22 protein-coding genes and 2 tRNA genes are annotated in these 24199 nt (G+C 30.5%); 14 read left to right on the top strand and 10 right to left on the bottom strand.

The window, feature by feature from the left end; genetic code table 11:
• Nucleotides 1-211 precede the first annotated feature (211 nt).
• From ACKTSW_RS13370 to ACKTSW_RS13355, 4 genes are all read left to right on the top strand, one after another.
• Nucleotides 212-2410, top strand: coding sequence for a tetratricopeptide repeat-containing sensor histidine kinase (locus ACKTSW_RS13370; RefSeq protein ID WP_408025753.1), 2199 nt, complete (start codon nucleotides 212-214; stop codon nucleotides 2408-2410).
• A gap of 2 nt (nucleotides 2411-2412) precedes the next feature.
• Nucleotides 2413-3147: a LytR/AlgR family response regulator transcription factor gene (locus ACKTSW_RS13365; protein WP_408025752.1), complete on the top strand. Its 735-nt coding sequence runs from the start codon at nucleotides 2413-2415 to the stop codon at nucleotides 3145-3147.
• A gap of 6 nt (nucleotides 3148-3153) precedes the next feature.
• Nucleotides 3154-3669, top strand: a complete 516-nt coding sequence (locus ACKTSW_RS13360; RefSeq protein ID WP_408025751.1) for a gamma carbonic anhydrase family protein — start codon at nucleotides 3154-3156, stop codon at nucleotides 3667-3669.
• Between the two features lie 161 nt (nucleotides 3670-3830).
• Nucleotides 3831-4811: a DUF3179 domain-containing (seleno)protein gene (locus ACKTSW_RS13355; RefSeq protein WP_408025750.1), complete on the top strand. Its 981-nt coding sequence runs from the start codon at nucleotides 3831-3833 to the stop codon at nucleotides 4809-4811.
• 180 nt (nucleotides 4812-4991) lie between these two features.
• Here ACKTSW_RS13355 and ACKTSW_RS13350 read toward each other — a convergent pair whose 3' ends face one another.
• Nucleotides 4992-5423, bottom strand: a complete 432-nt coding sequence (locus ACKTSW_RS13350; RefSeq protein WP_408025749.1) for a hypothetical protein — start codon at nucleotides 5421-5423, stop codon at nucleotides 4992-4994.
• A 123-nt stretch (nucleotides 5424-5546) separates the two neighbouring features.
• Between ACKTSW_RS13350 and ACKTSW_RS13345 the strand changes: the two genes are divergently transcribed.
• Nucleotides 5547-6524 (top strand): endonuclease/exonuclease/phosphatase family protein, encoded by a 978-nt coding sequence (locus tag ACKTSW_RS13345; protein WP_408025748.1) that lies wholly within the window; start codon nucleotides 5547-5549, stop codon nucleotides 6522-6524.
• A gap of 243 nt (nucleotides 6525-6767) precedes the next feature.
• On the opposite strand, the gene ACKTSW_RS13340 is transcribed toward ACKTSW_RS13345, so the two are convergent.
• Nucleotides 6768-6840, bottom strand: a tRNA-Phe gene (locus ACKTSW_RS13340).
• Nucleotides 6841-6905: 65 nt separating this feature from the next.
• Nucleotides 6906-6978, bottom strand: a tRNA-Phe gene (locus ACKTSW_RS13335).
• Between the two features lie 110 nt (nucleotides 6979-7088).
• Between ACKTSW_RS13335 and ACKTSW_RS13330 the strand changes: the two genes are divergently transcribed.
• The 7 genes from ACKTSW_RS13330 to ACKTSW_RS13300 all read left to right on the top strand — a co-directional run bounded on the left by ACKTSW_RS13330 (nucleotide 7089) and on the right by ACKTSW_RS13300 (nucleotide 14708).
• Nucleotides 7089-7820, top strand: a complete 732-nt coding sequence (locus ACKTSW_RS13330) for a type III pantothenate kinase (RefSeq protein WP_408025747.1) — start codon at nucleotides 7089-7091, stop codon at nucleotides 7818-7820.
• The gene (locus ACKTSW_RS13325; protein ID WP_408025746.1) at nucleotides 7813-9081 is read left to right on the top strand and encodes a hypothetical protein; all 1269 of its coding nucleotides are present in this window, start codon (nucleotides 7813-7815) and stop codon (nucleotides 9079-9081) included. Before ACKTSW_RS13330 ends, ACKTSW_RS13325 begins: the two co-directional genes overlap by 8 nt.
• A 15-nt stretch (nucleotides 9082-9096) precedes the next feature.
• Entirely contained in the window at nucleotides 9097-10407 is a 1311-nt protein-coding gene (locus tag ACKTSW_RS13320) for a hypothetical protein (protein WP_408025745.1), read from the top strand.
• A 12-nt stretch (nucleotides 10408-10419) separates the two neighbouring features.
• Nucleotides 10420-10989 carry an LPS export ABC transporter periplasmic protein LptC gene (gene lptC / locus ACKTSW_RS13315; RefSeq protein WP_408025744.1) on the top strand — a complete coding sequence of 190 codons (570 nt, stop codon included), beginning with the start codon at nucleotides 10420-10422 and terminating at the stop codon, nucleotides 10987-10989.
• Entirely contained in the window at nucleotides 10989-11186 is a 198-nt protein-coding gene (locus ACKTSW_RS13310; RefSeq protein WP_408025743.1) for a hypothetical protein, read from the top strand. The genes lptC and ACKTSW_RS13310 overlap by 1 nt, the downstream gene beginning before the upstream one ends.
• Complete coding sequence (locus ACKTSW_RS13305; protein ID WP_408025742.1) at nucleotides 11186-12478, top strand: hemolysin family protein; 1293 nt, start codon at nucleotides 11186-11188, stop codon at nucleotides 12476-12478. Before ACKTSW_RS13310 ends, ACKTSW_RS13305 begins: the two co-directional genes overlap by 1 nt.
• 112 nt (nucleotides 12479-12590) lie before the next feature.
• Nucleotides 12591-14708, top strand: coding sequence for a peptidylprolyl isomerase (locus ACKTSW_RS13300; RefSeq protein ID WP_408025741.1), 2118 nt, complete (start codon nucleotides 12591-12593; stop codon nucleotides 14706-14708).
• 32 nt (nucleotides 14709-14740) lie between these two features.
• Here the strand turns inward: ACKTSW_RS13300 and ACKTSW_RS14355 are convergent, their stop codons facing one another.
• From ACKTSW_RS14355 to lpdA, 4 genes are all read right to left on the bottom strand, one after another.
• A complete protein-coding gene (locus ACKTSW_RS14355; RefSeq protein WP_456243488.1) occupies nucleotides 14741-14959 on the bottom strand; it encodes a DUF7220 family protein in 219 nt (72 codons plus the stop codon).
• On the bottom strand, nucleotides 14946-15668 hold the full coding sequence (locus ACKTSW_RS13295; protein ID WP_408025740.1) for a metallophosphoesterase family protein: 723 nt from the start codon (nucleotides 15666-15668) through the stop codon (nucleotides 14946-14948). Before ACKTSW_RS13295 ends, ACKTSW_RS14355 begins: the two co-directional genes overlap by 14 nt.
• Nucleotides 15669-15715: 47 nt before the next feature.
• Nucleotides 15716-16582 (bottom strand): helix-turn-helix transcriptional regulator, encoded by an 867-nt coding sequence (locus tag ACKTSW_RS13290; RefSeq protein ID WP_408025739.1) that lies wholly within the window; start codon nucleotides 16580-16582, stop codon nucleotides 15716-15718.
• Nucleotides 16583-16669: 87 nt separating this feature from the next.
• Complete coding sequence (gene lpdA / locus ACKTSW_RS13285) at nucleotides 16670-18070, bottom strand: dihydrolipoyl dehydrogenase (RefSeq protein ID WP_408025738.1); 1401 nt, start codon at nucleotides 18068-18070, stop codon at nucleotides 16670-16672.
• A gap of 97 nt (nucleotides 18071-18167) precedes the next feature.
• Here lpdA and ACKTSW_RS13280 point away from each other — a divergent pair, with 97 nt between their 5' ends.
• Complete coding sequence (locus tag ACKTSW_RS13280; protein ID WP_408025737.1) at nucleotides 18168-18626, top strand: heme-binding domain-containing protein; 459 nt, start codon at nucleotides 18168-18170, stop codon at nucleotides 18624-18626.
• Nucleotides 18627-18644: 18 nt separating this feature from the next.
• Entirely contained in the window at nucleotides 18645-19874 is a 1230-nt protein-coding gene (locus tag ACKTSW_RS13275; protein WP_408025736.1) for a glycosyltransferase, read from the top strand.
• Here the strand turns inward: ACKTSW_RS13275 and ACKTSW_RS13270 are convergent.
• From ACKTSW_RS13270 to purE, 3 genes are all read right to left on the bottom strand, one after another.
• Nucleotides 19871-21178, bottom strand: a complete 1308-nt coding sequence (locus ACKTSW_RS13270) for a carboxypeptidase-like regulatory domain-containing protein (RefSeq protein ID WP_408025735.1) — start codon at nucleotides 21176-21178, stop codon at nucleotides 19871-19873. The genes ACKTSW_RS13275 and ACKTSW_RS13270 overlap by 4 nt on opposite strands.
• Nucleotides 21179-21581: 403 nt before the next feature.
• Nucleotides 21582-23606: a M3 family metallopeptidase gene (locus ACKTSW_RS13265; RefSeq protein WP_408025734.1), complete on the bottom strand. Its 2025-nt coding sequence runs from the start codon at nucleotides 23604-23606 to the stop codon at nucleotides 21582-21584.
• An 80-nt stretch (nucleotides 23607-23686) separates the two neighbouring features.
• Entirely contained in the window at nucleotides 23687-24166 is a 480-nt protein-coding gene (purE, locus tag ACKTSW_RS13260; RefSeq protein WP_408025733.1) for a 5-(carboxyamino)imidazole ribonucleotide mutase, read from the bottom strand.
• Nucleotides 24167-24199 lie beyond the last annotated feature (33 nt).

Below are 24199 nucleotides of genomic sequence, written 5' to 3'. Positions count from 1 at the left end.
GTAAAAGTTTGATTGGTGTTAATTTCTACTCAAAACTACTTTCAACTTTCTTCTTAAAAAATCGAGAATGAGTAAACAGGTTATTTCGTTTAGGTAAATAATTAATTAAATGAGTAAACCCGTATTTTTAATTGTTTTTGACAGTGTTTTAGTAATATAGACGTTTTTTTGTATGGCTTTTTGTATGTATGTTTACACTAAGAAACAAAGAATGAAAAAGCTTTTTTATATACTAATATTCTCCATGGTTCTGTTGAGGTTTTCACCAGTATATTCTCAAATAGATAATGAATTATCAAAAAAATTCTCAGTAAAAGTCCAAGTAGTAAGTAGAGAAACGCATCAGCCTATTAAAGATGCAAAAGTAGAAGTAAACGGACTAACTTATCGATTTTCTGAAATAACAGGAAGTTATACTGTAAAAGCTACAGCAGGAAGTCTATTAGAAGTATCACACCCTAATTTTAATCGTGTTTTTTATACGATTAAAGATGATGAAGATATAAAGGTGGAAGTAGAAGGATTTACACCTAAAAGAAAATCAAAACTAAGTTCTTATAGTACAAGAAAACAAACAGGTTTATATTCACAATATTTAGATTCTGTTAAGTTTTATAAAAAGAAAGATATTGATAAAAGTTTATCTTTTGTAGAAAAGACACTTTTAACAAATCCAGATAAAAACCAAAGGGCCAATGTATTCAAAGAGTTGGCAGAGGTGTATTTTTATTGGAAACAATACGATTTAGCAGTTGAAAACTATCAAATTTCCTTACAAGAAATAAACTCTCCTAGAGTTCGTTTGCAATTAGCAAAAGCAGCGTTCTTATCAAAAAACTACAACGATAGTGAGCAAAATTATTTACAAAGTTTACAAAGTGGAGTGCTTAATAATTACCTCCGTTTAACTGCATATCAAGGATTAGGAGATGTGTATCTGGCACAAAAGAACTACAATCAAGCAAGAGTTAACTATAAAAAAGCTTTAGAGATTGCAAAAAAGAATTTAATTACCCCTAAAATTACGGATTTAAATTCTAAGTTGGCCGAAGTTTTTGCAGCACAAGGAAATATACAAAAAGCAGATGGGTATTATAAAAACTCATTAAAATTAGCCTCTGAAGAAAACAAAAAACGTTCATTAAAAGAACAACAAAAAGTAGCTGATTTTTATAATAAATCTCAGCGATACGATAAAGAAATTCAGTTACGAAAAGAAAGTTTAAAAGAAACAGATGGTGTAATAGAACCTGAAAATAATGAGACGTTAGTTGATTCAATTACCTCACAAAAAATTAACTACAAAATTGGGAATGCATACATACAAAAATCTGAATATGAAGAAGCAATACCATATCTAAAAAAGAGTATTGAAGATGCAGATAAAAATAAGGATTTAATTATAGGGAAAGACGCTACACGAAGACTTTCAGAAGCCTATGAGAGAGTTGGTAATTATATAGAAGCTCTTGAAGCTTATCAAAGCTATGTAAAATTAGTAGATACATTGTACTCTCGAAAAGAACAAGAAATTCAGCAAATAAAACGTTTTAGAAAACGAATACTAGACAATCAAAACAGGATAGTTAGTTTAGAAAAAGATAAAAAATTAGCAGACAGTAAAATCAATTTAGCGTATAAAGATCAACAATTGGTTCAAGAAAGCAATAAGCGTCAAAAATGGATTATTTATTCATTAATTGGAGGGTTTTTGTTAATGGTTTTGTTATTGTATTTTATGTTTAGAACAAATAAGCAACAAAAACTAGCTAATAACTTATTGGCATTAAAATCGATGCGCTCACAAATGAATCCGCACTTTATTTTCAATGCATTGAACTCAGTGAATAGTTTTATTGCAGTAAACGATGAACGAAGTGCAAACCGATACTTATCAGAATTTTCGGTATTAATGCGTTCAGTGTTAGAAAATTCAGATGAAGACTTTATTCCGTTAACCAAAGAAATTGAATTGTTAGAGTTATATGTGAAGTTAGAACACAACCGATTTAAAGATAAATTCGATTACGCTATTCATATAGACGAAAGTATACCGTTAGAACAATACTCTATTCCACCAATGTTATTACAACCGTATATAGAAAATGCTATTTGGCACGGGCTTCGATATAAAAAAGAAAAAGGAAAATTACAAATTTCAATGCTTTCTAAAAATAAAGACGCTATTACTATTATGGTTGAAGACGATGGAATAGGAAGAGAGAAGTCAATAGAAATGAAAACAAAAAATCAACTAAAACAAAAATCGAAAGGAATGAGTACCATTAAAAATAGAATAGCTATTCTCAACGATATGTATCAAGATAAAGTTTCTGTAATGGTTTCTAATACTTTTGTAGATGGAGGTGGAACGAGAGTTGAATTGACACTAAAAAAAGATAAAAATTAGCGATGAAGATAAAAGCTATTATTGTTGAAGATGAGCAAATAAGTAGAGATATTTTGCGAAATTATATCGTTAAATATTGTCCAAATGTAGCATTATTAGGAGAGGCAAACAATATTGAAGAAGCTTATAAACTAATTCAGGAATACGAATTAGATTTGGTGTTTTTAGATGTAGAAATGCCCTTTGGAAATGCTTTTGACCTATTAGAGAAAGTAGAAAATCAAACCTTTGAAACAGTTTTTGTAACCGCTTATGACCATTATGCCATTGAAGCATTAAACAACCAAGCAACTTATTATTTGTTAAAGCCTATTTCGATAGATGAATTAATTAAGGCAGTAAATATAGTTACAGAAATAAAAGAAAAAGAAAAAGAATTAGAAACGGCTATTTTAACTCCAAAAGTAACACATAAGGTAAATGGAAAAATTACCATTCCGCAACAAGATGGATTTGAAGTGTTAGAGATTAATGAAATCTTATTTTGTAAAGCTGACGATAACTATACCGAAATTTATTTTGAAAACTCTAAAAAGTTGGTGAGTAAAACATTAAAGTATTTTGAAGAAGTTTTAAAAGATAGTTCTTTTGTTAGGATACATAAATCATTTTTAGTTAACGTTAATGAAATAGCAAAGTATAAAAAAGGTAAAGGAGGAAGTATAATACTATCAAACGGGAAAGAGATTATGGTTTCAGCCTCTAAAAAAGCAAACTTATTATCGTATTTTAAATAAAAACTTATGCCAATTATAAAGCCAGTAAAAGGAAAACATCCACAAATTTCAGAAGATTGTTACATCGCTGAAAATGCAACTATTGTAGGTGATGTACAAATGGGAAAAGAGTGTAGTGTATGGTTTAATGCGGTAATTCGCGGAGATGTACACTATATAAAAATGGGAGATAAAGTAAATGTGCAAGATGGAGCAGTAATACATGCAACATATCAAAAATCACCTACTACCATAGGAAATAATGTTTCTATAGGGCATAATGCTTTAGTTCATGGTTGTACCATTCATGATAATGTGCTGGTAGGTATGGGTAGCATTATTATGGATGATTGTGTAGTAGAATCTAATTCTATTATTGCTGCTGGAGCAGTAGTAACTAAAAATACACGAGTAGAAAGTGGAAGCATATATGCAGGTGTACCTGCAAAAAAAGTAAAAGATATTTCAGAAGAACTCATATCTGGAGAAATTGATAGAATAGCCAATAACTATGTGAAATATTCAAGTTGGTATAAAGAATAACAGCACAAATAACCTTAAGAGCTTTTTAAGTCACTAGGAAAACACTTACATAAGAGACTTCAGATGTAGAAAATTCAAAATAAGAGTTATTTTTATAATTATCTGATATGTAATGTTTTATTTTTTTTCCGACTTATTAAAAGTAATTAAATATAAAAACTATGGTTTGGCGTTGTATTATTTTTTGCTTGGTGTTTTATTCTTGTGCAGACACATTTGATAATTCTACCTCTACAGACGAAGAGGTTAGTTTATGGAGTGTTGATGAAAACTTTATAAAAGAAGGAGCTCCATTTGACCTTATACAAAATCCAAGTTTTAAGAACATATCAGAAATGAAGGATTTAAAAGATGAAGACAGATTATTATTAATTAAAATAGATAATGAAATAAGAGCGTATCCATATTATTATTTGAATTATTCTGAGGTTTTAAATGATTACATAGGTTCTGTTAATTATGTAGTATCATATTGTCCACAAACAAAAAGCGGGATATGTTTTTATGGAGGAATTAACGGTCAGCAGATACCAATGATTGCTTCAGGTTATTTATTCAAAGATAATTTAGTTTTGTCAGATTTAGAAAGACAAAACTTTTGGTCTCAAATGTTAATAACCGGTATTCGTGGAGAGGAAATTTATAAACAAATTTCAAAAATATATTCTTTTGAAACTAAATTTGAAACAGTTAAAAAATACTTCCCTAATGCAAAAGTTTACCATCGAAACTTTTCAACAGAAAAATCAAATCAATTCAAAAGTAATAGAAAAAAGACAAATTGGGCTGGTTATTTAGGTGTTGTGGTTAATGGAATTAAAAAAAACACATATGTTTTTAACCATAATAAATTTACAGAACTTACTATGTATAAGGTTACTGATAAAAAAAATACGATAGTGGTTGTTGGAGACAATAATAAGAAATTCTTTACTTCGTTCTATGTCTCCCATGAAGTTAATTTAAAAATAGTAAAAGATAAATTTCCTGTTATTTTAGAAGATGATAAAGGTAATGAATGGAACACTTTTGGAGAAGAAGTAAGTGGAAATGGAGGGCAAAAATTAAAATCTCCAATATTTTATAACGCTGATTTATGGGCTTGGGAATATTTTTTTGAGAATGTAGAAGAAAGTAAATGACTTTATTAATGTTATTTGTACACCTTTAGTGAGTGTATGTAAGGAATAATTAAAAAAAACATCGAGGATTGTAACTCTCGATGTTTTAATTTTTACACAATTTACAGGGTGTTCCGTTCTCAGAACCGAGCTTTTTTAATCAAAAACTAATCTACTATACTACTAAATTTACTTAAATTCTTAATGTTTTTCTTTATGTTTAGTTTTTCTGAATTTTTTATGACTAGCTTTCTTTTTATGTCTTTTCATCTTTCTTGCAGTCATTTTTTCAAAGCGCTCGTATTGTTGCTTATCTAAAATACGTTTCATCTTAGTTTTGTAAGCAATTTGCTTGTCAAGCACCTTACTTTTCATAGCATAACGTTCATTAGCAGTAGGTTTATTACCACTTTTCTTCATTGCTTTTCTTTTAGAATGCATTTTGTGTCTTTCGGCAACTTGCTCTGCTATTAAAGGCTTTACTTGATCTTGTTGAGCTCTAGTTAAATCAAGCTGCAAGGTTAACTTTTTAACGGCAAGCTCAGTTTTTTGTTCAATAGTTAATTTTTCATGTTTGGCTTTATCTGTTCTTTGTCCTTGAGTTGTAACAGTAAAACCAACTGTTAAAATCAATATTGTGAGTAACTTCTTCATGTTATTAAATTTTAAGGTTCGTAATTATTTTACATATCTAAGACTATAGACGATTAAAAAAGTTTAAATTTGAAAGTATTTTTAACATTTTTTTAATTTTTTATGAAGTCTATTTTCAGAGTTGTTTTAAAGTTTTTATTACTATTAGTAGGGCTGTTTATAATCTTTTTTTTCTGGGCATCATCTCCAACAATGGATGAGGCAGAATACGCTAAAATTATTACACATGAGTATACTACTACGAATAATAATGATTCAATATACAGTATAGTAACTTATAATATTGGTTATTTAAGCGGAATGACAAATAATAGAGCAGTTGTCAAGACTAAAGAATTATTTGATTCAAACTTAAAAAAAGTACTTGAAAAAGTTAAAAAAGTAAACCCAGATATTATTGCTCTTCAAGAAGTTGACTATAATGCAGCGAGATCATACGAAGTTAATCAAGAAGAAAAATTAGCGGAGTTAGGGTATAACTTTGTGGCAAGAGGTGTGAATTGGGATGAACATTATGTGCCTTTTCCGTATTGGCCACCAAGTATGCATTTTGGTAAGATAGTCTCAGGACAATCAATTTTAAGTAAATACGAGTTAAAAGATTACCAGCGTATAGTTTTAGAACGAGTAGCTGATAATCCTTTTTACCGAGACGCTTTGTATTTAGATAGATTAGCACAGGTGGTAAAAGTTATTTTAGAAGGAAAAGAAGTTGTGGTGATAAACTTACACTTAGAAGCGTTTGATAAAACAACAAGAGTAAGACAATTTGAGTATGTGTTGAATCTTTTTAACAAGTACAAAAAGAAATATCCAACTATTTTATTAGGAGATTTTAATTCTAAAGCAAGAGATATAAAATCTGTAATTCGAAAAATGTTTGAAATGGAAAATGTAGGAAATGCTGCTTTTGAGATTTCTAACCCTGCAAATACATTTGATACAAAAGATTTATTTGAACGTATTGATTATATTTTCTATACTGAAAATTCAATTGAATATGTAAATGGAAAAGTGTTAAATGAGTTCGGACAAGCATCTGACCATTTACCTATAGAAATGAAATTCAAATTGAAATAAATACAAAACATATAACTGTCTTTTGAGTTGGTTATAACAATCTTGTTATCATTTTTTGTTAAGTTTTTTTTGAAATAAGCTGTTTTTATGAAAACATCTTCAACCCAACCAAGCTCAGATATAGAAGTAAGGTTATACCTTTACATTAACTTATAATTTAGCTATATACTTTAAGTTCTTTATAAGGAAGATTAAAAAGCATTTAAACTAAAAAACCCGAACAAATTGTTCGGGTTTTTATCGTGGTGCCTCCAGGAATCGAACCAGGGACACAAGGATTTTCAGTCCTTTGCTCTACCAACTGAGCTAAGGCACCAGTTATGGCTTTAAAAAGTAACATCTTTAAAATAAAACTCGTAACAAACGCTACGAGTTTTATTGTGGTGCCTCCAGGAATCGAACCAGGGACACAAGGATTTTCAGTCCTTTGCTCTACCAACTGAGCTAAGGCACCAGTTGCTACTTTCGTTAAGCGGATGCAAATATACAATCGTTTTTTAATTTTACAAAGTAAAAACTTTAAAAAAATGTACCGTAAATTTACAAGCTCTAAGAAATAAAAATATGTACCTAATTATTGATGTAGGCAATACAAGAGTTAAAGTAGCTGTTTTTGAAATAGATACTATTAAAGAAGTCTTTACTTTTGAAAAAATAAATATAATTCCAGAACTGAAAAAAATAATTTCAAATTTTTCAATTTCGAATAGTATTGTGTCATCTGTAGCAAATTTTACAGATGAGGAAACGAAAAAAATAAAGGAACTCTTGAATCCAGTTTTTTTAGATTCAAATACAAAAGTTCCATTTGAAAACTTATATAAAACACCAAAAACATTAGGAGTAGATAGAATAGCATTAGCATCAGCAGCGGTAAATAAATATCCAAATCAAAATGTATTGGTATTAGATGCTGGAACTTGTATAACATATGAATTTATAACTGATGAAGGAAACTATCTAGGAGGTGCCATTTCACCAGGAATAGCCATGAGATATAAAGCATTACATACTTTTACTTCTAAATTACCGTTACTAGAAGCAAATGAATTAGAAAACTTTATTGGTACAGATACTGAAAGTTCAATCCATTCAGGAGTTATCAATGGAATTTCTAATGAAATAGACGGAATTATAGCAGAATATCAAAAAAAATATCCAGATTTAACAGTAGTTTTAACAGGAGGGGATACATATTTTTTGTCAAAACAATTAAAAAGTGTCATATTTGCCAATCCAAATTTTGTTTTGGAGGGGTTACATACTATTTTGATACACAATTTAGCGAATGATTAAGAGATTTATATTAGGAGTTTTCGTATTTACTACATCAGCAATTTTAGCACAAAAGAACAGTGCTTCGCCATATTCTTACTTTGGAATAGGTGAGAATTTTGAAGGGGTAACAGTAGAACAAGCTTCTATGGGAGGTATTGGTGTTGCAATGAAAGATTATCATCATTTAAATTTTACAAACCCAGCGTCAAATGCTGATTTAAGAGCAGCGACTTACGCTATAGGAGGTAGCTTAACTTTTTTAACAGTTAAAGAACAAAATGTATCTCAAACAGGAAACTCTACAAGTTTAAGATATATTTCTTTAGGATTTCCTGTTGGAAAAAAAGCAGGGTTATCTGTTGGATTACAACCTTTTTCATCTGTAGGATATTCTTTGTTGGATAGCGATAACTCTGATGATATTACTTTTTATACAGGAGAAGGAGGAGCTAATAAATTATACGCAAGCTTTGGTATTTATGCATATAAAGGACTGTCAGTAGGAGCTGAAGCTAGTTTTATCTTTGGAAGTATTGATAATAGTATTTTAAACCAAAGGACGAATGTTGCTTTAGCAACAAAGCATGAAGAGTCTTTTAATGTAAGAGGAGGTCAATTTAAATTAGGAGTTCAATATAAAACAGAATTAAAAAATAAATTAAAATTTTATACTGGTGCATCACTTACCTTAGCCACAGATTTATCATCAAAAGGTTCTGAGAGAATGTATTCATTATCATTCAGTGGAGCTGGTCAAGAAATACTTAGAGATGAATTGTTTAATAGAAGCTTAGAAGGGAACATAAGTGTACCTCTCAAAAGTGTTTATGGTTTTGGTTTAGGAAAAGAAAATAAGTGGTACATAGGAGTTAATCAACAATTTCAAAGCGCTTTAAAAACCAATAATGCTTTTATATCAAATGGAGCATCTCATAAATATGATGACTCGAGTAAGTTTGCAATAGGAGGATATTATATTCCAAAAATAAATTCAATATCAAGTTATTGGGATAGAGTGACATATAGAGCAGGTTTGCGTTTTGAAGATACAGGGCTATTAGTGAAAGGAACCAATAATTTTACTTTGGTTAAAGACTTTGGCATAAATGTTGGATTAGGATTGCCATTGCCGAGACAATTATCAAACGTGAATGTAGGATTTGAGTACGGACAAAGAGGAACGACTAAGAATAACTTAATAAAAGAAAACTACTTTAATATAAGACTAAGTTTATCTTTAAATGATCTTAAGTGGTTCCAAAAAAGACGAATAGATTAACAAAAACAGAGAACGATGAAAAAAATTACGTATTTACTAACAGGGTTATTTTTGTTTGTAGCCGTAAATGTAGTGAAAGCACAAGCAAGTCAAGAGTGTCATATCAAGTATAACCTTTTCAAAGGAGATGCTACTACAAAGAAATATACTCAAGCAAAATCTAACTTAGAATATTTATTAGATAATTGTGCAACGTTATCTATCAATATCTATAAATATGGAGCAAAAGTAGCAGAAAATTTAAAAAACCCAGTTTTAGCTAAAAAAGTATACGAAACAAGATTGGCTAATTTCCCTGATAAAGATCCGGCAAAGGCTCATAGTGATTATGCAGAGTTCTTAATAGAGAATAAGTTAGCATCTGATGATGAGGTTTTTGAAATCTTGAAGAAGGCATACGATATTTCTCCAAAAGATATGGGAGTTAAAAATATCTTTAGATATTTTCAAACAATAGCTGATAAGAATAAAGATACAAATCCTCAAAAAGTTTTTGACACGTATGATGATGTAATGGAGTCTGTAGGGGAGAAGCTAGATGATTACAATAAGAAGATAGCGAAACTACAAGAAAAAGACTCTCTAAAAACAATTAGTTCAAGAGAAAAAAGAAACCTAAGAGCATATACAATTAATTCAACTTCTTTAGGTCAAATTGAAGGAGGGTTAGATGCTATGATTTCTAAGATAGCAACTTGCGAAAGATTAATACCAATCTACTCAAGAGATTTTGAAGAGAAGAAAACAGATGGTGTTTGGTTAAAAAGAGCAGTATCAAGAATGTATAATAAAGAATGTCAAACTGACCCTTTATTTGAAAAGTTAGCAAACGAATATGCTAAAGTTACCCAATCTGCAGATGCTTATAACTTCTTAGCTGGAGTGTTAGCTAAAAATGGAGATAAAAGTGGAGCAGCAGAGATGAGAAAAAAGGCATTCGATTTAGAAACAGATCCATTCAAAAAAGCTAAGTATAAGTTAAGAGAAGCTCAAAGTGATAGTGGAAGTAGAGCAAGAGCGTTAGCTTATGAAGCATTAAAGTATAACCCTAATATGGGTAAAGCATATTTATTCATTGCTAGTTTATACCAAAGAAGTGCAAATTCTTGTGGTAGTGATGAGTTCGAAAAGAGAATGGTGTATGCAGCAGCTTTAAATAAAGCATTAAAAGCAAAACAAGTAGACCCAGGATGTGGAGCAAATAGATATATTTCTAGCTACAAGAAAAACTTACCATCTAAGAAATTAGTATTTCAAAAAGGTATAGCATCAGGAGCTAGCTATAAAGTTGGATGTTGGATTGGAGAAACTGTTCGTGTACCTTAATAGTAGAGCTTAATGCTTAAGAGCACAAAACATATATACAATAGCATTGCTACCATTTGTTTGGTGGCAATGTTTTTTTCTTGTACCAACTCAAAAAAAGAGGTACGAGATTTTTTAGCTGATAAGAACCTACCAGTAGGTTCTGCAGTAAATATTTATCATGTTCACAAAGATTCAGGTAGAATAACCTCAAAAACAAAAGCACCTGTTTTTTATGATTACTCCAACAAAAAACATTCCTATAAAGAATTTCCGAAGGGAATTGAAATAGTAACAATTAATAAATCAGGAATAGATTCAACAACAATCTCTGGAAATTATGCATTAGCTTATGATGATACAAAAGTGTCAGAAATTAGAGGGAATGTAGTAATCATAAATCATTCAAAACAAACAAAATTAGAAACCAATCAGCTATTTTGGGATCAAAAAGAGCATTACTTTTTTACTGAAGATGGTTTCCGTTTTACAACACCAGAAAGTGTAATAAATGGTTTTGGTTTTGAATCTAGCGAAGATTTAACCAAATGGATAGCTAAAGACATTACAGGAGATATAGAAACTACACAAAAAGATATATAATGAACGCACTTTGGAAATATTTACAATATGGATACCTTGTAATAGGAATCATTTTTTTTGTTGAAGGATTCTTAAAATGGAATTCTGACAAAGAAGAAGCGTTAATTATGTTCGGATTTGCTATCTTTATCATATTAATTTTCTTCTTTAAACGACATTTTAGAAGAAGAATAGAAAAAAGAAACCAAGAACGTTAATGCAACCAGAAGTCTTAATTATTCTTACTTCTATCTTATTTTCAGCCTTTTTTTCTGGTATGGAAATAGCCTTCATTTCAGCAAATAAACTGCATATAGAGCTAGAAAAGAAAGGAGAAGGAATACTCTCTAAAATTTTAACTAAGTTAACTGAAAAATCCTCAAAGTTTATCACAACTATGTTGGTAGGTAATAATGTGGCATTAGTAGTTTATAGTTACTTTATGGGAGAATTATTAATGGGATGGTTCCAATCTTTTTTACCTTCCGACTTTACAGTTGTTAATTACCTATTATCAGATATTAGTTTACTAACACAAACCCTAATTTCAACAGTAATTATTTTAATAACAGCAGAATTTTTACCAAAGGCAATTTTTAGAATTTATGCAAATGAAATGCTAAAGTTTTTCGCTGTACCAGCATATATATTTTACGTGTTTTTTTACGGAATAACATGGGTAATTACTAAAATATCAGATTTTTGTTTGCATATTTTCTTTCGAGCAAAAGAAGATGAAGTCCAAACAGAGTTTAGTAAAGAAGAACTTGGTAACTATATTTTAGAACAATTAGATGCAAGTAACGACGAAGAAGAAGTAGACTCAGAAATACAAATTTTTCAAAACGCTTTAGAATTTCACAAGGTTAAAGCTCGTGAAATAATGGTTCCTAGAACAGAAATTGTAGCGGTAGATATACATGAAGCAGTAAGTAACTTAAAAAAAACGTTTATTACCACTGGGTTGTCAAAGGTTTTAGTGTATAAAAATTCGTTAGACGACATTTTAGGTTATGTAAATGCTTTTGAATTGTTTAAAAAACCACGTACAATTAAGTCTATTTTATTACCGGTAGAGTTTGTGCCAGAATCTATGATTATACATGATGTGCTAAATAACTTGATTAAAAAACGAAAAAGTATAGCAGTTGTAGTTGATGAATATGGAGGAACTTCTGGAATTATTACAGTAGAAGATATTGTAGAAGAATTGTTTGGTGAAATAGAAGATGAACACGATACACAAAAATTATTAGAAGAAAAAATAAACGAAACCGAGTTTAATTTTTCTGCACGATTAGAGGTAGATTACTTAAATGAAGAATACAGTTTAGGAATTCCAAAAGAAGAAGCATATGAAACTCTAGGAGGTTTTATTTTAAATCATACCGAAACAATACCTTTACAAGACGAGATTTTGCATATTGAAAACTTTCAAATTAAAATTTTAAAAGTTAGCGCTACTAAGATTGATGATATTTATTTTAAAGTAACTCACAAAGAAGACTAGTATTTCTTTTATTTACCTAGAGCGCCACCCCCTTCAAAAACAGCGTAAAAAAACATTGCATTATTTAATGTGAAATTGTATTTTCGCTGACTGTTAATAAAATAAATGACGTATGGCAATTTTATCGAAAATTAGAGAACGCTCAATGTTCTTAATTCTTGTAATTGGTTTAGCACTTTTTGCATTTGTATTAGACCCTTCTACAATATCAGACTTTTTTAGTGCAAGTAAAGTGAACGAAATAGGTGAAGTTAATGGAGAAACCATTTCTCGTCAAGAGTTTGCAGAAGCTCTAGAAGCTTACAAAACACAAACTGGAAATAGAGTTTCAGAAATGCAAGCAGCAAAAACTGTTTGGAATAACTTAATTCGTCAAAAAATATATAAAAAGCAATTAGAAGAAGCTGGAATCACAGTAGGTGATGCAGATATTTTAAATGCCTTGTATGAATCTCCATCTATCCAAGGTGATTCAAGATTCCAAACTTCAGGTATTTTTGATAAAAATAAATTAAAAGAACATTTAGCAACCATTAAAGAAGAAAACGGACAAGAGTGGGCTGCATGGCAAAACTATATGGCTTCTTTACAAAGTAATATTGAAAAAACAACATACGATAACTTAGTGGCAGCTGGTTTAGGAGCTTCTTTAAAAGAAGGAGAATCTAATTACCTAATAGAAAATACTAAAGTATCTGGTAAATACGTATACGTACCATACGCTACAATAGCAGATAGTTTAGTAACATTAAGAAAGAGCGATGTAGAAAACTATATAAACAAGCATCAAGATGCATTTCAGGTAGAAGCATCAAGAGATATTAACTTTGTAAAGTTTGATATAGAGCCAACATCAGAAGATGAGGCAGCTATTAAAGAAGAAGTAGCAAAGTTAATCGAAGATTCGGAAGTAAATAACACTACTGTTAAAGGATTAAAGAATACTACAAACTATAGTGAGTTTTTAGAAGAAAATAGTTCTGATTTGGCTTTAGATAATAACTATAAGTTTAAAGTTCAAGTTTCTCAAGTAATCGCAGAAGAAGTTTTTAATGGTAAAGAAGGAGATGTTTTTGGACCATATAAAGATGCAGGACTCTTTAAGTTATCTAAAATTACTGAGGTAAAACAATTACCTGACTCTGCACAAGCAAGTCATATTTTAATTCCTTTTGTTGGTTCTACCAGTGCTGATGAAACAGTTGTTCAAACAGAAGAAGAAGCTAAGAAAACAGCAGATAGTTTATTAGCAGTTGTAAAGGCTGATAAGTCTAAGTTTGCAAACTTAGCTAAAGAAATGTCATCAGACCAAGGTTCTGCTGAAAAAGGAGGATTCTACGATTGGTTTGCCTATAACAGAATGGTGCCTTCATTTAGAGACTTTGTTTTTGAAGGTAAAGAAGGAGACATAGGCGTTGTAAAATCTCAATTCGGATTCCACGTAATTAAAATTGATGGGCAAAAGAACTTCCAACCAGTTGTTAAATTAGTAACTTTTGGTCGTAAAATAGAAGCTTCAGAAGAAACAGAAAATACAGTATTCCAAAATGCAGAAACATTTGCTTTAGAGCTAGCTAATGGAAAAGAATTTGAAGAATCTGTAAAAGAAAAGAATTTAAAATCATTACCAGCTGTTGGATTAAAGTCTTTAGATGAAAGTGTACCAGGTATAGGAAATGAAAGACAAATTATTACTTGGGCATTTGATAAAGAGGTAAAAGTAGGAGACTTTAAACGCTTTGATGTTGAAGGTGGATATGTAGTAGCTGTGTTAACTACAAAAACTGAAAAAGGATTAATGCCAGCTGATAAAGCAACTGCAACCGTTCGTCCTATTTTAATAAATGAGCGTAAAGCAAAAATGATTGAAGACAAAATGAGTGGTTCAACATTAGATGAAATTGCTAAATCTGTAAGTCAAACAGTAAGAGTTGCTACCGATGTAAACTTACAATCACCAACAATTTCTGGTGTAGGTTTTGAACCAAAAGTAGTAGGAGCAATGATCAACGCAAAAGAGAACGAAGTAGTTAAAAATGTAGTAGGAGATAAAGGTGTATTTGCCTTTGTTGTTGAAAAGAAAGAGTTACCAACAGCGTTACCTAATTACGATACTTACAGAAAGCGTATTGCTAACGAAAGAAAGAATAAAACATTTCAAATGTATGAGGCGGTTAAAAAAGCGTCTAATATTGAAGATAACATGAGTTCTTTCTACGGAATTCAATAAAAAATAACGTCATACAAATATAAAACCGAGCTCTAATTAGTTCGGTTTTTTTTGTTAAAAAACCTTCTAATTATATAGTTTCTTATAATACTTAGTAGTGTAAAATAAAAGGTTAAAACAATGTTTTTCTTAGAATTACTTTCTATTCCAAGAATAGGGAAGATAATGTTTAAAGAAAGTATAGTTATAAAAAAGCCAATTGATACATTAATGATGCTTTCTATTAAAGATTGTTTTTTAGTTTGACTCATAAAATAGCTGTGTTTTAGATGTAACCTTGTTGTTATCAATATGTATTATCCTATAGCCATAAGTTTCACTATCAATTTTTATAGAGCAGCTGGAGCTTTTAATTTGAAATGATACTGCTGGTGTGATATACTGTTCAATATTTTTATAAGAAATGAAACTATCCATATGATAATGACCACAAAAAATAGTAATCATGTAGGGTTGTATGGAAAGTAATGATAAAACATCTTCTCTATTTCTTAAACAACCAATCTCATCTACTTTTAAGGGTAGACCAAGTATTGGATGATGTATAAAAATAATAATAGGTGTAGAACTAACGAGTTCTCTTTTTAACCAAGCAAATTGACTATTATCAATTTGACCCGATGAAGAATCTAAGTAAATGTATTTTCGATGTAATTCTTGTCGGCTATAATATAGTTTGTTGGGCTCTTTTGTCTTTTCATAATTTAAATATTTTTGAACTTTTCTTAAAGAGTCATGGTTGCCTAGTGTGACAGATAGATTAAAACCATTACATTGAGTAAAGAAGAAATCTAAGCTATTATTTTCACCGATATCCCCAGTACATACAATTTCTTTAATACCTTGTTTTAAAATATCCTGTAGAACATTACTTAATCTATTTCTTGTAGAAATTTTATTTTCTTTAGGTAGTTTCTCATCTAAATGTGAGTCAGTAATATGAGCTATTCTTTTTAACATAAGTTATTCTCTTTATAACAAAAATAACTAAGCTTGTAAAGTGAGATTTATAAAATCTTGCTGATTTTGTTTTTCCTATAAGTAGTAGGGGAAATTCCAAAATAACTTTTGAAAATATTTGAAAAGTACGGAGTATTGTCAAAACCACAATCAATAGCAATTTCAAAAACAGATTTTTTTGAATGTTCTAATTGTTGCTGCGCATTTTTTAAACGGACAAAAGTCAAATATTCTAAAGGAGTATTTCCTGTTACCTCACTAAATAATCTATGCAGATAATATTTACTAACACCAATACTTGTACTTAATTTTTCTAATGTAACTTTAAGATTAAAATTATCATTTATAAATTCTTTAGTAGAAATAACATGTTTGAAAATTTCTTTTTTTGTATTGTATTTAATGATTTTTAATTCAGAAAACCTCTTTTCTAAATCTACTTGTTCTTTAATTACAACTTCGGAAAGCTTAATAAACAAATCGTGCATTTGAAGTTTAAAAACAGAAGGATTATTGTTAAAAAGAAAGATTGTTTTATATAGCTGATTACCAACTTCACTGTTGTAACTTGATTGTGGGAACTCAAAAAAATCTAAAGAATAATTACTACTAGAATACAAGTTGTTGTATATCTCTGATATTAATTGATGAGATAAGAAAAGAGAAAACCCTTTAGTGCCTTGAAAGGCTTTAGTGTTAATATTATTATCGTTTAAGATTAAATATTGTCCAGAAGAAACATGAATGTCTTTATTATTGAGATTATAGCACTTAGAGCCTTCAATAACATATTTTAATGTATAGGTAGATTTATAATTTACTTCAATATCTTCATTATGTTCAGAATATAATATTTTATTGTCAAGCTGATGTGAAAAATTTGGAAGCTTTGTTACTTTTTTAAATTCAACCATAGTTAAAATAGAAATAAGATATTATATAAAGTTAAAAAAGCAACCTCAAATGAGATTGCCTTTTAAAATATGTTTTAAAACTTTTTATTAAGCGTTTAATGGTTGTCCATCCCAAGCTGCTTTTGCTGCTTCTTTTACAGCTTCAGAGTAGGTTGGATGTCCATGACATATACGAGCTAAATCTTCCGCAGAAGCTCTGTATTCCATTGCTACAGCTGCTTCCATAATTAAGTCAGCAACACGAGCACCTACCATGTGAACCCCTAATATTTCATCAGTATTTTTATCAGCTAATACTTTTACAAATCCGTCTAAATCTCCACTTGCACGAGAACGTCCTAATGCACGCATTGAGAATTTTCCAGACTTATAATCAACACCAGCATCTTTTAATTCTTGTTCAGTTTTACCAACAGCCGCTACTTCTGGCCATGTATAAACGATTCCAGGAATTAAGTTATAGTCAATATGAGGTTTTTGTCCAGCTAAATATTCAGCAACCACAACACCTTCTTCTTCTGCTTTATGCGCTAACATAGCTCCACGAACTACATCACCAATTGCATAAATGTTAGCAACGTTAGTTTGTAAATGATTATTTACTTCAACCATTCCTCTTTCAGTAACTTTTACACCCGCTTTTTCTAAAGCTAATCCTTCAGTATACGGACGACGACCCACTGAAACTAAACAGTAATCACCAGTAAAAGTAACCTCTTCACCTTTTTTATTGGTAGCTTTTACCACTACTTCATCACCATTTCTTTCAACAGAAGTCACACCGTGACTAGTATTGATTTTCATACCTTGCTTCTTTAAAACTTTAGTAAGCTCTTTAGAAACATCTTTATCCATAGTAGGAGTAATTGCAGGCATAAATTCGATAACAGTTACTTCAGCACCTAAACGCTTGTAAACTGACCCTAACTCTAAACCGATAACACCACCACCAATTACTAATAAGTGTTTAGGAACTTCAGGAAGTTTTAAAGCTTCAGTAGAAGTTATTACCCGTTCTTTATCTATGGTAATAAAAGGTAAAGAAGATGGTTTAGAACCAGTAGCTATAATAATGTTGGTACCTTCAATTACTTCTTCAGCACCATCATTTTTAGTGATTTTTACGTGAGTAGCATCTTCAAAAGATCCTAAACCTTCGTAAACTTCAATATTATTTTTATCCATTAAATATTTGATACCTCCTGTAGTAGTTTCTACTACATTTGCTTTACGAGCTACCATTTTTCCGAAGTCAAAAGAAGGCTTCTCAACAGAGATACCATGCTCTTCGAAATGATTTACTGCATCATAGTAATGATGAGAAGAATCTAATAAAGCTTTTGAAGGAATACATCCAACATTTAAACAAGTTCCACCTAAAGTTGAGTATTTTTCGATAATTGCAACTTTAGAACCTAATTGAGCGGCTCTGATAGCAGCAATGTACCCTCCTGGACCAGAACCAATAACGATTAAATCGTATTTCATGAGTTGTGTTTTATTTTTTCATAAATAATGAGGTACAAAAGTACAATTATTTGTCGATAAAATTAGTTTTCATATCTTTAAAACTTAAATTCGTTGTATGAAAATTTTCAAAAAAATTATAGGGTTATTACTAATACTATTGGTAATAGCACAATTTTTTCAGCCAGAAAAAAATGAAGGAGAAATAACTACAGTTGAGCCTTTTATAAAAGAGACTAAACCAAATAATCAAGTACATAAAACACTAAAAACAGCATGTTTTGATTGTCATAGTAATTCAACCCGTTATCCTTGGTATAGTAGTATTACACCAGTAAATTATTGGTTGGCGGATCATGTAAATCACGGAAAAGAAGAATTAAATTTTTCTGAATGGGCTACCTATTCTCTAAAAAGAAAAGAACATAAGATGAAAGAAGTTTGGGAGGAAGTAGAAAAAGGAAAAATGCCATTAGATTCATATACTTGGACACATGCCGATGCTCGTTTAACTAAAGAAGAAGTTGAGCAAGTAATTAACTGGGCTAAAAGTGTACAAAGTAAGTATAAAATATAGTTAGCGAACTAAAAATTAATGCAACAACTTTTAATAATTGGGTATGTTTGGATAGAAAAAACTACCGGAGCTGGTAACCGAATGTTACAGTTGCTCAACGTTTTTAAAAACGAAAACTATACCATCACTTTTGCAACTCCTGCTCAAAAAACTGAAAATTCTTTAAACTTATCAAAGTTAGGAGTTCAAGAGCAATCGATTGAATTGAATTCAAGCTCTTTTGATGATTTTGTTAAAGAACTGCAACCTGATATTGTGTTGTTCGATCGTTTTATGATGGAAGAACAATTCGGTTGGCGTGTTGCAGAACATTGTCCGAAAGCTTTACGGGTTTTAGATACAGAAGATTTACACTTTTTACGCAAAACACGTCATCAACAATTAAAAAAAGGAAAACAATTTTCAACAAAAGCTCTATTGAAGTCAGATGAAGCTAAGAGAGAAATTGCTGCTATTTTACGTTGTGATATGAGTTTGATTATTTCAACATACGAAATCCAACTCTTGAAAGAAGTTTTTAAGATTGATGAAGCTTTGTTATATCATTTACCTTTTTTGTTGGATAAAATAGATACCGAAGCTATTCAGAATTGGAAGTCTTTTGAAGAACGAGAACATTTTGTGTTTGTTGGGAACTTTTTTCATGCTCCAAATGTCGATGCCGTTTTACAATTAAAAGCAATTTGGAAAACGATAAGGAGAAAATTACCTGAAGCAGAGTTACATATTTACGGAGCCTATGCTACGCAACAAATTCAGCAATTACATAAATCAAAAGAAGGATTTATAGTTAAAGGTTTTGCAGAAGATGCGCTCGAAGTAGTTAAAAAAGCAAGAGTAGTATTAGCACCAATTCGTTTTGGAGCGGGAATTAAAGGTAAGTTAACTGAAGCGATGGAGTGTGGAACTCCAAGTGTTACTACCTCTATGGGCTCAGAAGGAATGCATGCTAACTTACCTTGGAATGGATTTATAGAGAACGATTTAGAGGAATTTGTCAGTAAAGCGATAGAACTATATACTTATGATATTCTTTGGAAAAAGTCTCAATTAAAAGGTATTACAATTATCAATTCGATATATAATAAAGAAAGATTAGTTACTTCTTTTATGAGTAGGTTAAATGAAATTCAAGATAATCTTGACACACATCGTACACAAAATTTTTTGGGAAGTTTGTTACAACATCAAACCTTACAGGCTACAAAATTCATGAGCAAGTGGATTGAGGAAAAAAATAAGAGCTAGTTAGAAGAAGGTTTATAATCTAAAGGTAACATATTAGCAAAAGCTTCAAATCCCCAATACCCTTCATTAAATATGGCATTTGGGTTGATAAGAACTCCTGATTTATCTATCTGAGCTTTTCCTTCTAATAAAACAATATTTGAGGTTTGTACGCCACTAGGTTTTTTGCGTTTACCAAACATTCCTATTAAATAATTTTCTTCTTCAGGTTCTAGAGTGTAAATAACCATTAAGTAATCCTTAAAACTTAAATATGGCGTTTTGTTATCATAAGAAATCATATCCTTATAAGCAACATCTCTTTTGTATAAAAAATCTTGATATTTAGGAAGTTTAGCTTTTTGAAGAGTGACAATCACACTGTCTAAAGTAGTTTTTGGGTTAGATATGTTTTTAGATAAGTTGATTGGTTTATTACAAAGGTTGAAATACTCTCTAGCAAAATTGATTTTTTCTTCAGAAGGTCTATCTGGATTAGGCACTCGTTTAAATTGATTTACTAGAAAACCATCTTTCTTAAGTTTTTTTGAAGTTAGACTTCTTAAAAAGTGCATCTGAGAGCCATTAAAGGCTTTAAGCCTGTTTTGTTTCCATTTCCTTTTAATATTTTTTCGTAAGTTATCATAACGTGCAAATCCACTAAAAAAGAGGTTTTGATTTTTTAAGGTAAAATCAACTAAATCATAAGTAATTATATATCCTAGTCCCTGATGTTTAATTTTAAGTGGTTTTTTAGTAAATGCTGTAAGAGTGTTTTTTTTAATATTATAATTAAAGTGTATATCCTTTTCGTTTAAAATTTTGCAAGTTTCAGCAAGTTTTGTTCTTCCTAAAAAAGCGTGCTTAAAGCGTGCTAAATTATGCTTCCAGTTATCATCATAAACTGTTTTTTTAATTACAATCTCATTTAAAATACTGCTGTCTTCTTTAAGTTTAATATGAATGTTTACATCGTTGTTTTGTGGAGTAATTAAAAGTTGTTTTGTCTTATAGCCTAAAAAAGAAATAATTAACGTGTAATTTCCCTCTTTAATTTTTAACTCAAACTCACCTTTAGAGTTGGTAATGGTGCCAATAGTGGTATTATTAAAGTATACAGAGGCTCCAACTAAAGGTTTATTGGTTTCCGAAAGTATATTTCCTTTAATTAAAATTTGAGAAAATGAAATTGAACTAACGAAAACGAATAAAAAAACAAGTCTCTTTTTTACAGAAAAAGATTTTTCCGTAAAAAAGAGACTTGTTTTTTTAAATAAAAGTTTAATTATTTTTTTTGTATAATGAATATTCAGCTGCGTAATCATGGAAGTATAAGGTTTTAGTATCTATATCATAAAAGAAATGAAGCCCACCTGGATTTCTTAGATTGTAAGGGTAGTCTAATCCAGAAGGTAAAGTAGAAACATATTTCATCCATTATAATCATAATTTACGGTTAGGTCAGTACCATCATAACTTTCATATGATTTTATAGAAAAATCTTTGTTAATAACATAATCTTCCTTACTAGAATAAATAGCTATTTTAAAATCACAATAAAGCTATATTGGTTTGCATATTCTTGTGGTATTTTATCTATTTGAATATTAATATAGTATTCGGTAATAGAATCACTATGTACTGCAACCAACTATAAACAAACCTATTAAGGAGTAAATTATTTTTTTCATGATAAATTATTTTTAAAAGGGCGCTAAGATAAATAAATTAAATCAACCCAGCACGTTTTAATAAAGCATCTGGTTTAGGCTCTCTTCCTCTAAAACGTTTGTATAACTCCATAGGCTCTTCTGTTCCTCCTTTAGATAATATATTGTTTTTAAATTTATCTGCAACCTCTTTATTAAAAATACCTTCTTCTTTAAAGTATTCAAAAGCATCGGCATCTAAAACCTCTGCCCACTTGTAAGAGTAATATCCAGCTGAGTATCCCCCTTGAAAAATATGAGAGAAAGAAGTACTCATACAGTTTTCAGCTACATCAGGATATAATTTGGTTTCAGCAAAAGCATTTGTTTCAAATTCTTTCACTGAAGATATATTTTCAGAAGAATCTCCAGAATGCCAAGACATATCTAATAATCCAAAACTTAGTTGACGTAAGGTCTGCATCCCCTCATGGAAACTAGCAGATTCTTTAATTTTCTCAACATATTCCATCGGAATAACTTCTCCTGTTTCGTAATGTTTTGCAAATAATTCTAACGCTTCTTTTTCATAACACCAGTTTTCTAAAACTTGACTAGGTAATTCCACAAAATCCCAAGAAACTGAAGTGCCTGATAAGCTTTTATAAGTGGTATTTGCTAACATTCCGTGTAATGCATGACCAAATTCGTGGAATAGGGTAGTGACCTCGTTAAAAGTTAATAAAGAAGGTTTGGTTTGCGTAGGTTTAGTGAAATTACAAACAATAGAGACTTGCGGTCTTTCATTTGTATCATTACTCATGTATTGTGATTTGTAAGAAGTCATCCACGCACCGTTACGTTTTCCTGGTCTTGGATGAAAATCTGCATAGAAATAGGAAACAAAATTACCTTTAGCATCAGTTACAGCATAGGTTTTAACATCTTCATGATACTTGTCAATAGTGTCAATTTCTTCAAATTGTAAATTGTACAATTTGTTAGCCACAGTAAACACACCATTAATTACATTTTCTAATTTAAAATAAGGTTTCAATAACTCTTGATCTAAGTTAAATAACTCTTTTTTTAGCTTTTCAGAATAGTAAGCACCATCCCATTTTTGTAACTGGTCTATCCCGTCTAGTTTTTTAGCATAGGCCTCTAAATTATCAAACTCACGTTGTGCAGCAGGTTTCGCTTTTTCTAAAAGTTCATTCAAAAACTCCATAACCTTTTCAGGAGTTTCAGCCATACGCTCTTCTAATACAAAATGAGCGTGGGTTTTATAACCTAATAGGTTTGCACGTTTGTGGCGTAAGGTTACAATGTCTTTTACAATTTGCTCATTGTTGTATTCATTTTGTTGAAACCCTTTTTTACCAAAAGCGATTGCTAATTTTTTTCTCAATTCTCTATTATCAGCATAGGTCATAAAAGGAATATAGCTTGGGTAATCTAAGGTAATCATCCAACCCTTTTTGTCTTTTGAACTAGCAAGTTCTTTAGCTGCTTCTTTGGCACTTTCAGGCAAGCCAGCTAAGTCATCTTCATTGGTGATTAATAATTCAAAAGCATTGGTTTCAGCTAATACATGTTCTCCAAACTGTAACGATAATTTTGCTAACTCAGTATCTATTTTACGAAGCTCAGCTTTGTCAGCTTCATTCAAATTTGCTCCGTTACGCGTAAAACTTTTGTATTGCTTGTCTAATAACATTTCTTGCTCAGGAGTCAGATTTAAACCAGACAATTGATTATAGACAGTTTTTACACGTTTGAATAAACCTTCGTTTAAAATCATGTCGTTTCTAAACTCACTTAACCAAGGTGAAATATCTTTCGCTATTTTTTGAATTTCTTCATTTGTTTCGGCAGAGTTTAAGTTAAAAAAGATAGAAGTTGCTCTATCTAATTTATTACCTGTATTGTCTAAAGCAACGGTGGTGTTTTCAAAAGTTGGAGCTTCAGAATTCTCTATAATAGCATTAATTTCATCTTTTGCTATTTGTATAGCTTCTTTTATAGCAGGTTTATAATCTTCTTCTTTAATTTGAGAAAAAGGAGGTGTATTAAAATCTTGTAAAAGTGGATTTTTAGTCATGAAAAATTCGTTTTAATAATTAAAGAAACCTCACAAATAAAAATTTATGAGGTCTTCAAGTTAATATCGTACTAAGGTACTTATTTTTTTACTCTTTCAGAAGCTTTTTCAACTTTCAGTTTTAAGCCTTCTTTATAAGTGATAATTTTGTCTAACACACATTTGTCAGAAGCTCCAATAATTTGTGCGGCTAAAATACCTGCATTTTTAGCTCCGTCTAAAGCTACGGTAGCCACAGGAACACCAGCTGGCATTTGAAGAATAGACAACACAGAATCCCAACCATCAATAGAGTTTCTGCTTTTTATGGGAACGCCAATTACTGGTAGCGGACTCATACTTGCTACCATTCCTGGTAAATGAGCAGCACCCCCAGCACCTGCAACTATAACTTGTACTCCGCGTTTGTGTGCATTGTTAGCATAATTAAATAGTTTTTCAGGAGTTCTGTGTGCAGACACAATATCTACTTCTACTTGAATATCAAAACTCTCTAAAATATCAATTGCTTCTTGCATAATTGGAAGATCTGAATCACTTCCCATGATAATTCCTACCATAATTTTATATTTTTGTCATCTCGAGCGTAGTCG

It is taken from the genome of Tenacibaculum sediminilitoris (assembly GCF_964513795.1).
GTDB lineage: Bacteria > Bacteroidota > Bacteroidia > Flavobacteriales > Flavobacteriaceae > Polaribacter > Polaribacter sediminilitoris.
Note: the sequence above shows the minus strand (reverse complement) of the source record. Positions and strands in the feature narration are given on the sequence as shown.

Excerpts from the sequence above, each read along its gene's own strand:
- ACKTSW_RS13370 (WP_408025753.1), top strand. The coding sequence starts at position 212 with ATGAAAAAGCTTTTTTATATACTAATATTCTCCATGGTTCTGTTGAGG.
- ACKTSW_RS13365 (WP_408025752.1), top strand. The coding sequence starts at position 2,413 with ATGAAGATAAAAGCTATTATTGTTGAAGATGAGCAAATAAGTAGAGAT.
- ACKTSW_RS13360 (WP_408025751.1), top strand. The coding sequence starts at position 3,154 with ATGCCAATTATAAAGCCAGTAAAAGGAAAACATCCACAAATTTCAGAA.
- ACKTSW_RS13355 (WP_408025750.1), top strand. The coding sequence starts at position 3,831 with ATGGTTTGGCGTTGTATTATTTTTTGCTTGGTGTTTTATTCTTGTGCA.
- ACKTSW_RS13345 (WP_408025748.1), top strand. The coding sequence starts at position 5,547 with ATGAAGTCTATTTTCAGAGTTGTTTTAAAGTTTTTATTACTATTAGTA.
- ACKTSW_RS13330 (WP_408025747.1), top strand. The coding sequence starts at position 7,089 with ATGTACCTAATTATTGATGTAGGCAATACAAGAGTTAAAGTAGCTGTT.
- ACKTSW_RS13325 (WP_408025746.1), top strand. The coding sequence starts at position 7,813 with ATGATTAAGAGATTTATATTAGGAGTTTTCGTATTTACTACATCAGCA.
- ACKTSW_RS13320 (WP_408025745.1), top strand. The coding sequence starts at position 9,097 with ATGAAAAAAATTACGTATTTACTAACAGGGTTATTTTTGTTTGTAGCC.
- lptC (WP_408025744.1), top strand. The coding sequence starts at position 10,420 with ATGCTTAAGAGCACAAAACATATATACAATAGCATTGCTACCATTTGT.
- ACKTSW_RS13310 (WP_408025743.1), top strand. The coding sequence starts at position 10,989 with ATGAACGCACTTTGGAAATATTTACAATATGGATACCTTGTAATAGGA.
- ACKTSW_RS13305 (WP_408025742.1), top strand. The coding sequence starts at position 11,186 with ATGCAACCAGAAGTCTTAATTATTCTTACTTCTATCTTATTTTCAGCC.
- ACKTSW_RS13300 (WP_408025741.1), top strand. The coding sequence starts at position 12,591 with ATGGCAATTTTATCGAAAATTAGAGAACGCTCAATGTTCTTAATTCTT.
- ACKTSW_RS14355 (WP_456243488.1), bottom strand. The coding sequence starts at position 14,959 with ATGAGTCAAACTAAAAAACAATCTTTAATAGAAAGCATCATTAATGTA.
- ACKTSW_RS13295 (WP_408025740.1), bottom strand. The coding sequence starts at position 15,668 with ATGTTAAAAAGAATAGCTCATATTACTGACTCACATTTAGATGAGAAA.
- ACKTSW_RS13290 (WP_408025739.1), bottom strand. The coding sequence starts at position 16,582 with ATGGTTGAATTTAAAAAAGTAACAAAGCTTCCAAATTTTTCACATCAG.
- lpdA (WP_408025738.1), bottom strand. The coding sequence starts at position 18,070 with ATGAAATACGATTTAATCGTTATTGGTTCTGGTCCAGGAGGGTACATT.
- ACKTSW_RS13280 (WP_408025737.1), top strand. The coding sequence starts at position 18,168 with ATGAAAATTTTCAAAAAAATTATAGGGTTATTACTAATACTATTGGTA.
- ACKTSW_RS13275 (WP_408025736.1), top strand. The coding sequence starts at position 18,645 with ATGCAACAACTTTTAATAATTGGGTATGTTTGGATAGAAAAAACTACC.
- ACKTSW_RS13270 (WP_408025735.1), bottom strand. The coding sequence starts at position 21,178 with ATGATTACGCAGCTGAATATTCATTATACAAAAAAAATAATTAAACTT.
- ACKTSW_RS13265 (WP_408025734.1), bottom strand. The coding sequence starts at position 23,606 with ATGACTAAAAATCCACTTTTACAAGATTTTAATACACCTCCTTTTTCT.
- purE (WP_408025733.1), bottom strand. The coding sequence starts at position 24,166 with ATGGTAGGAATTATCATGGGAAGTGATTCAGATCTTCCAATTATGCAA.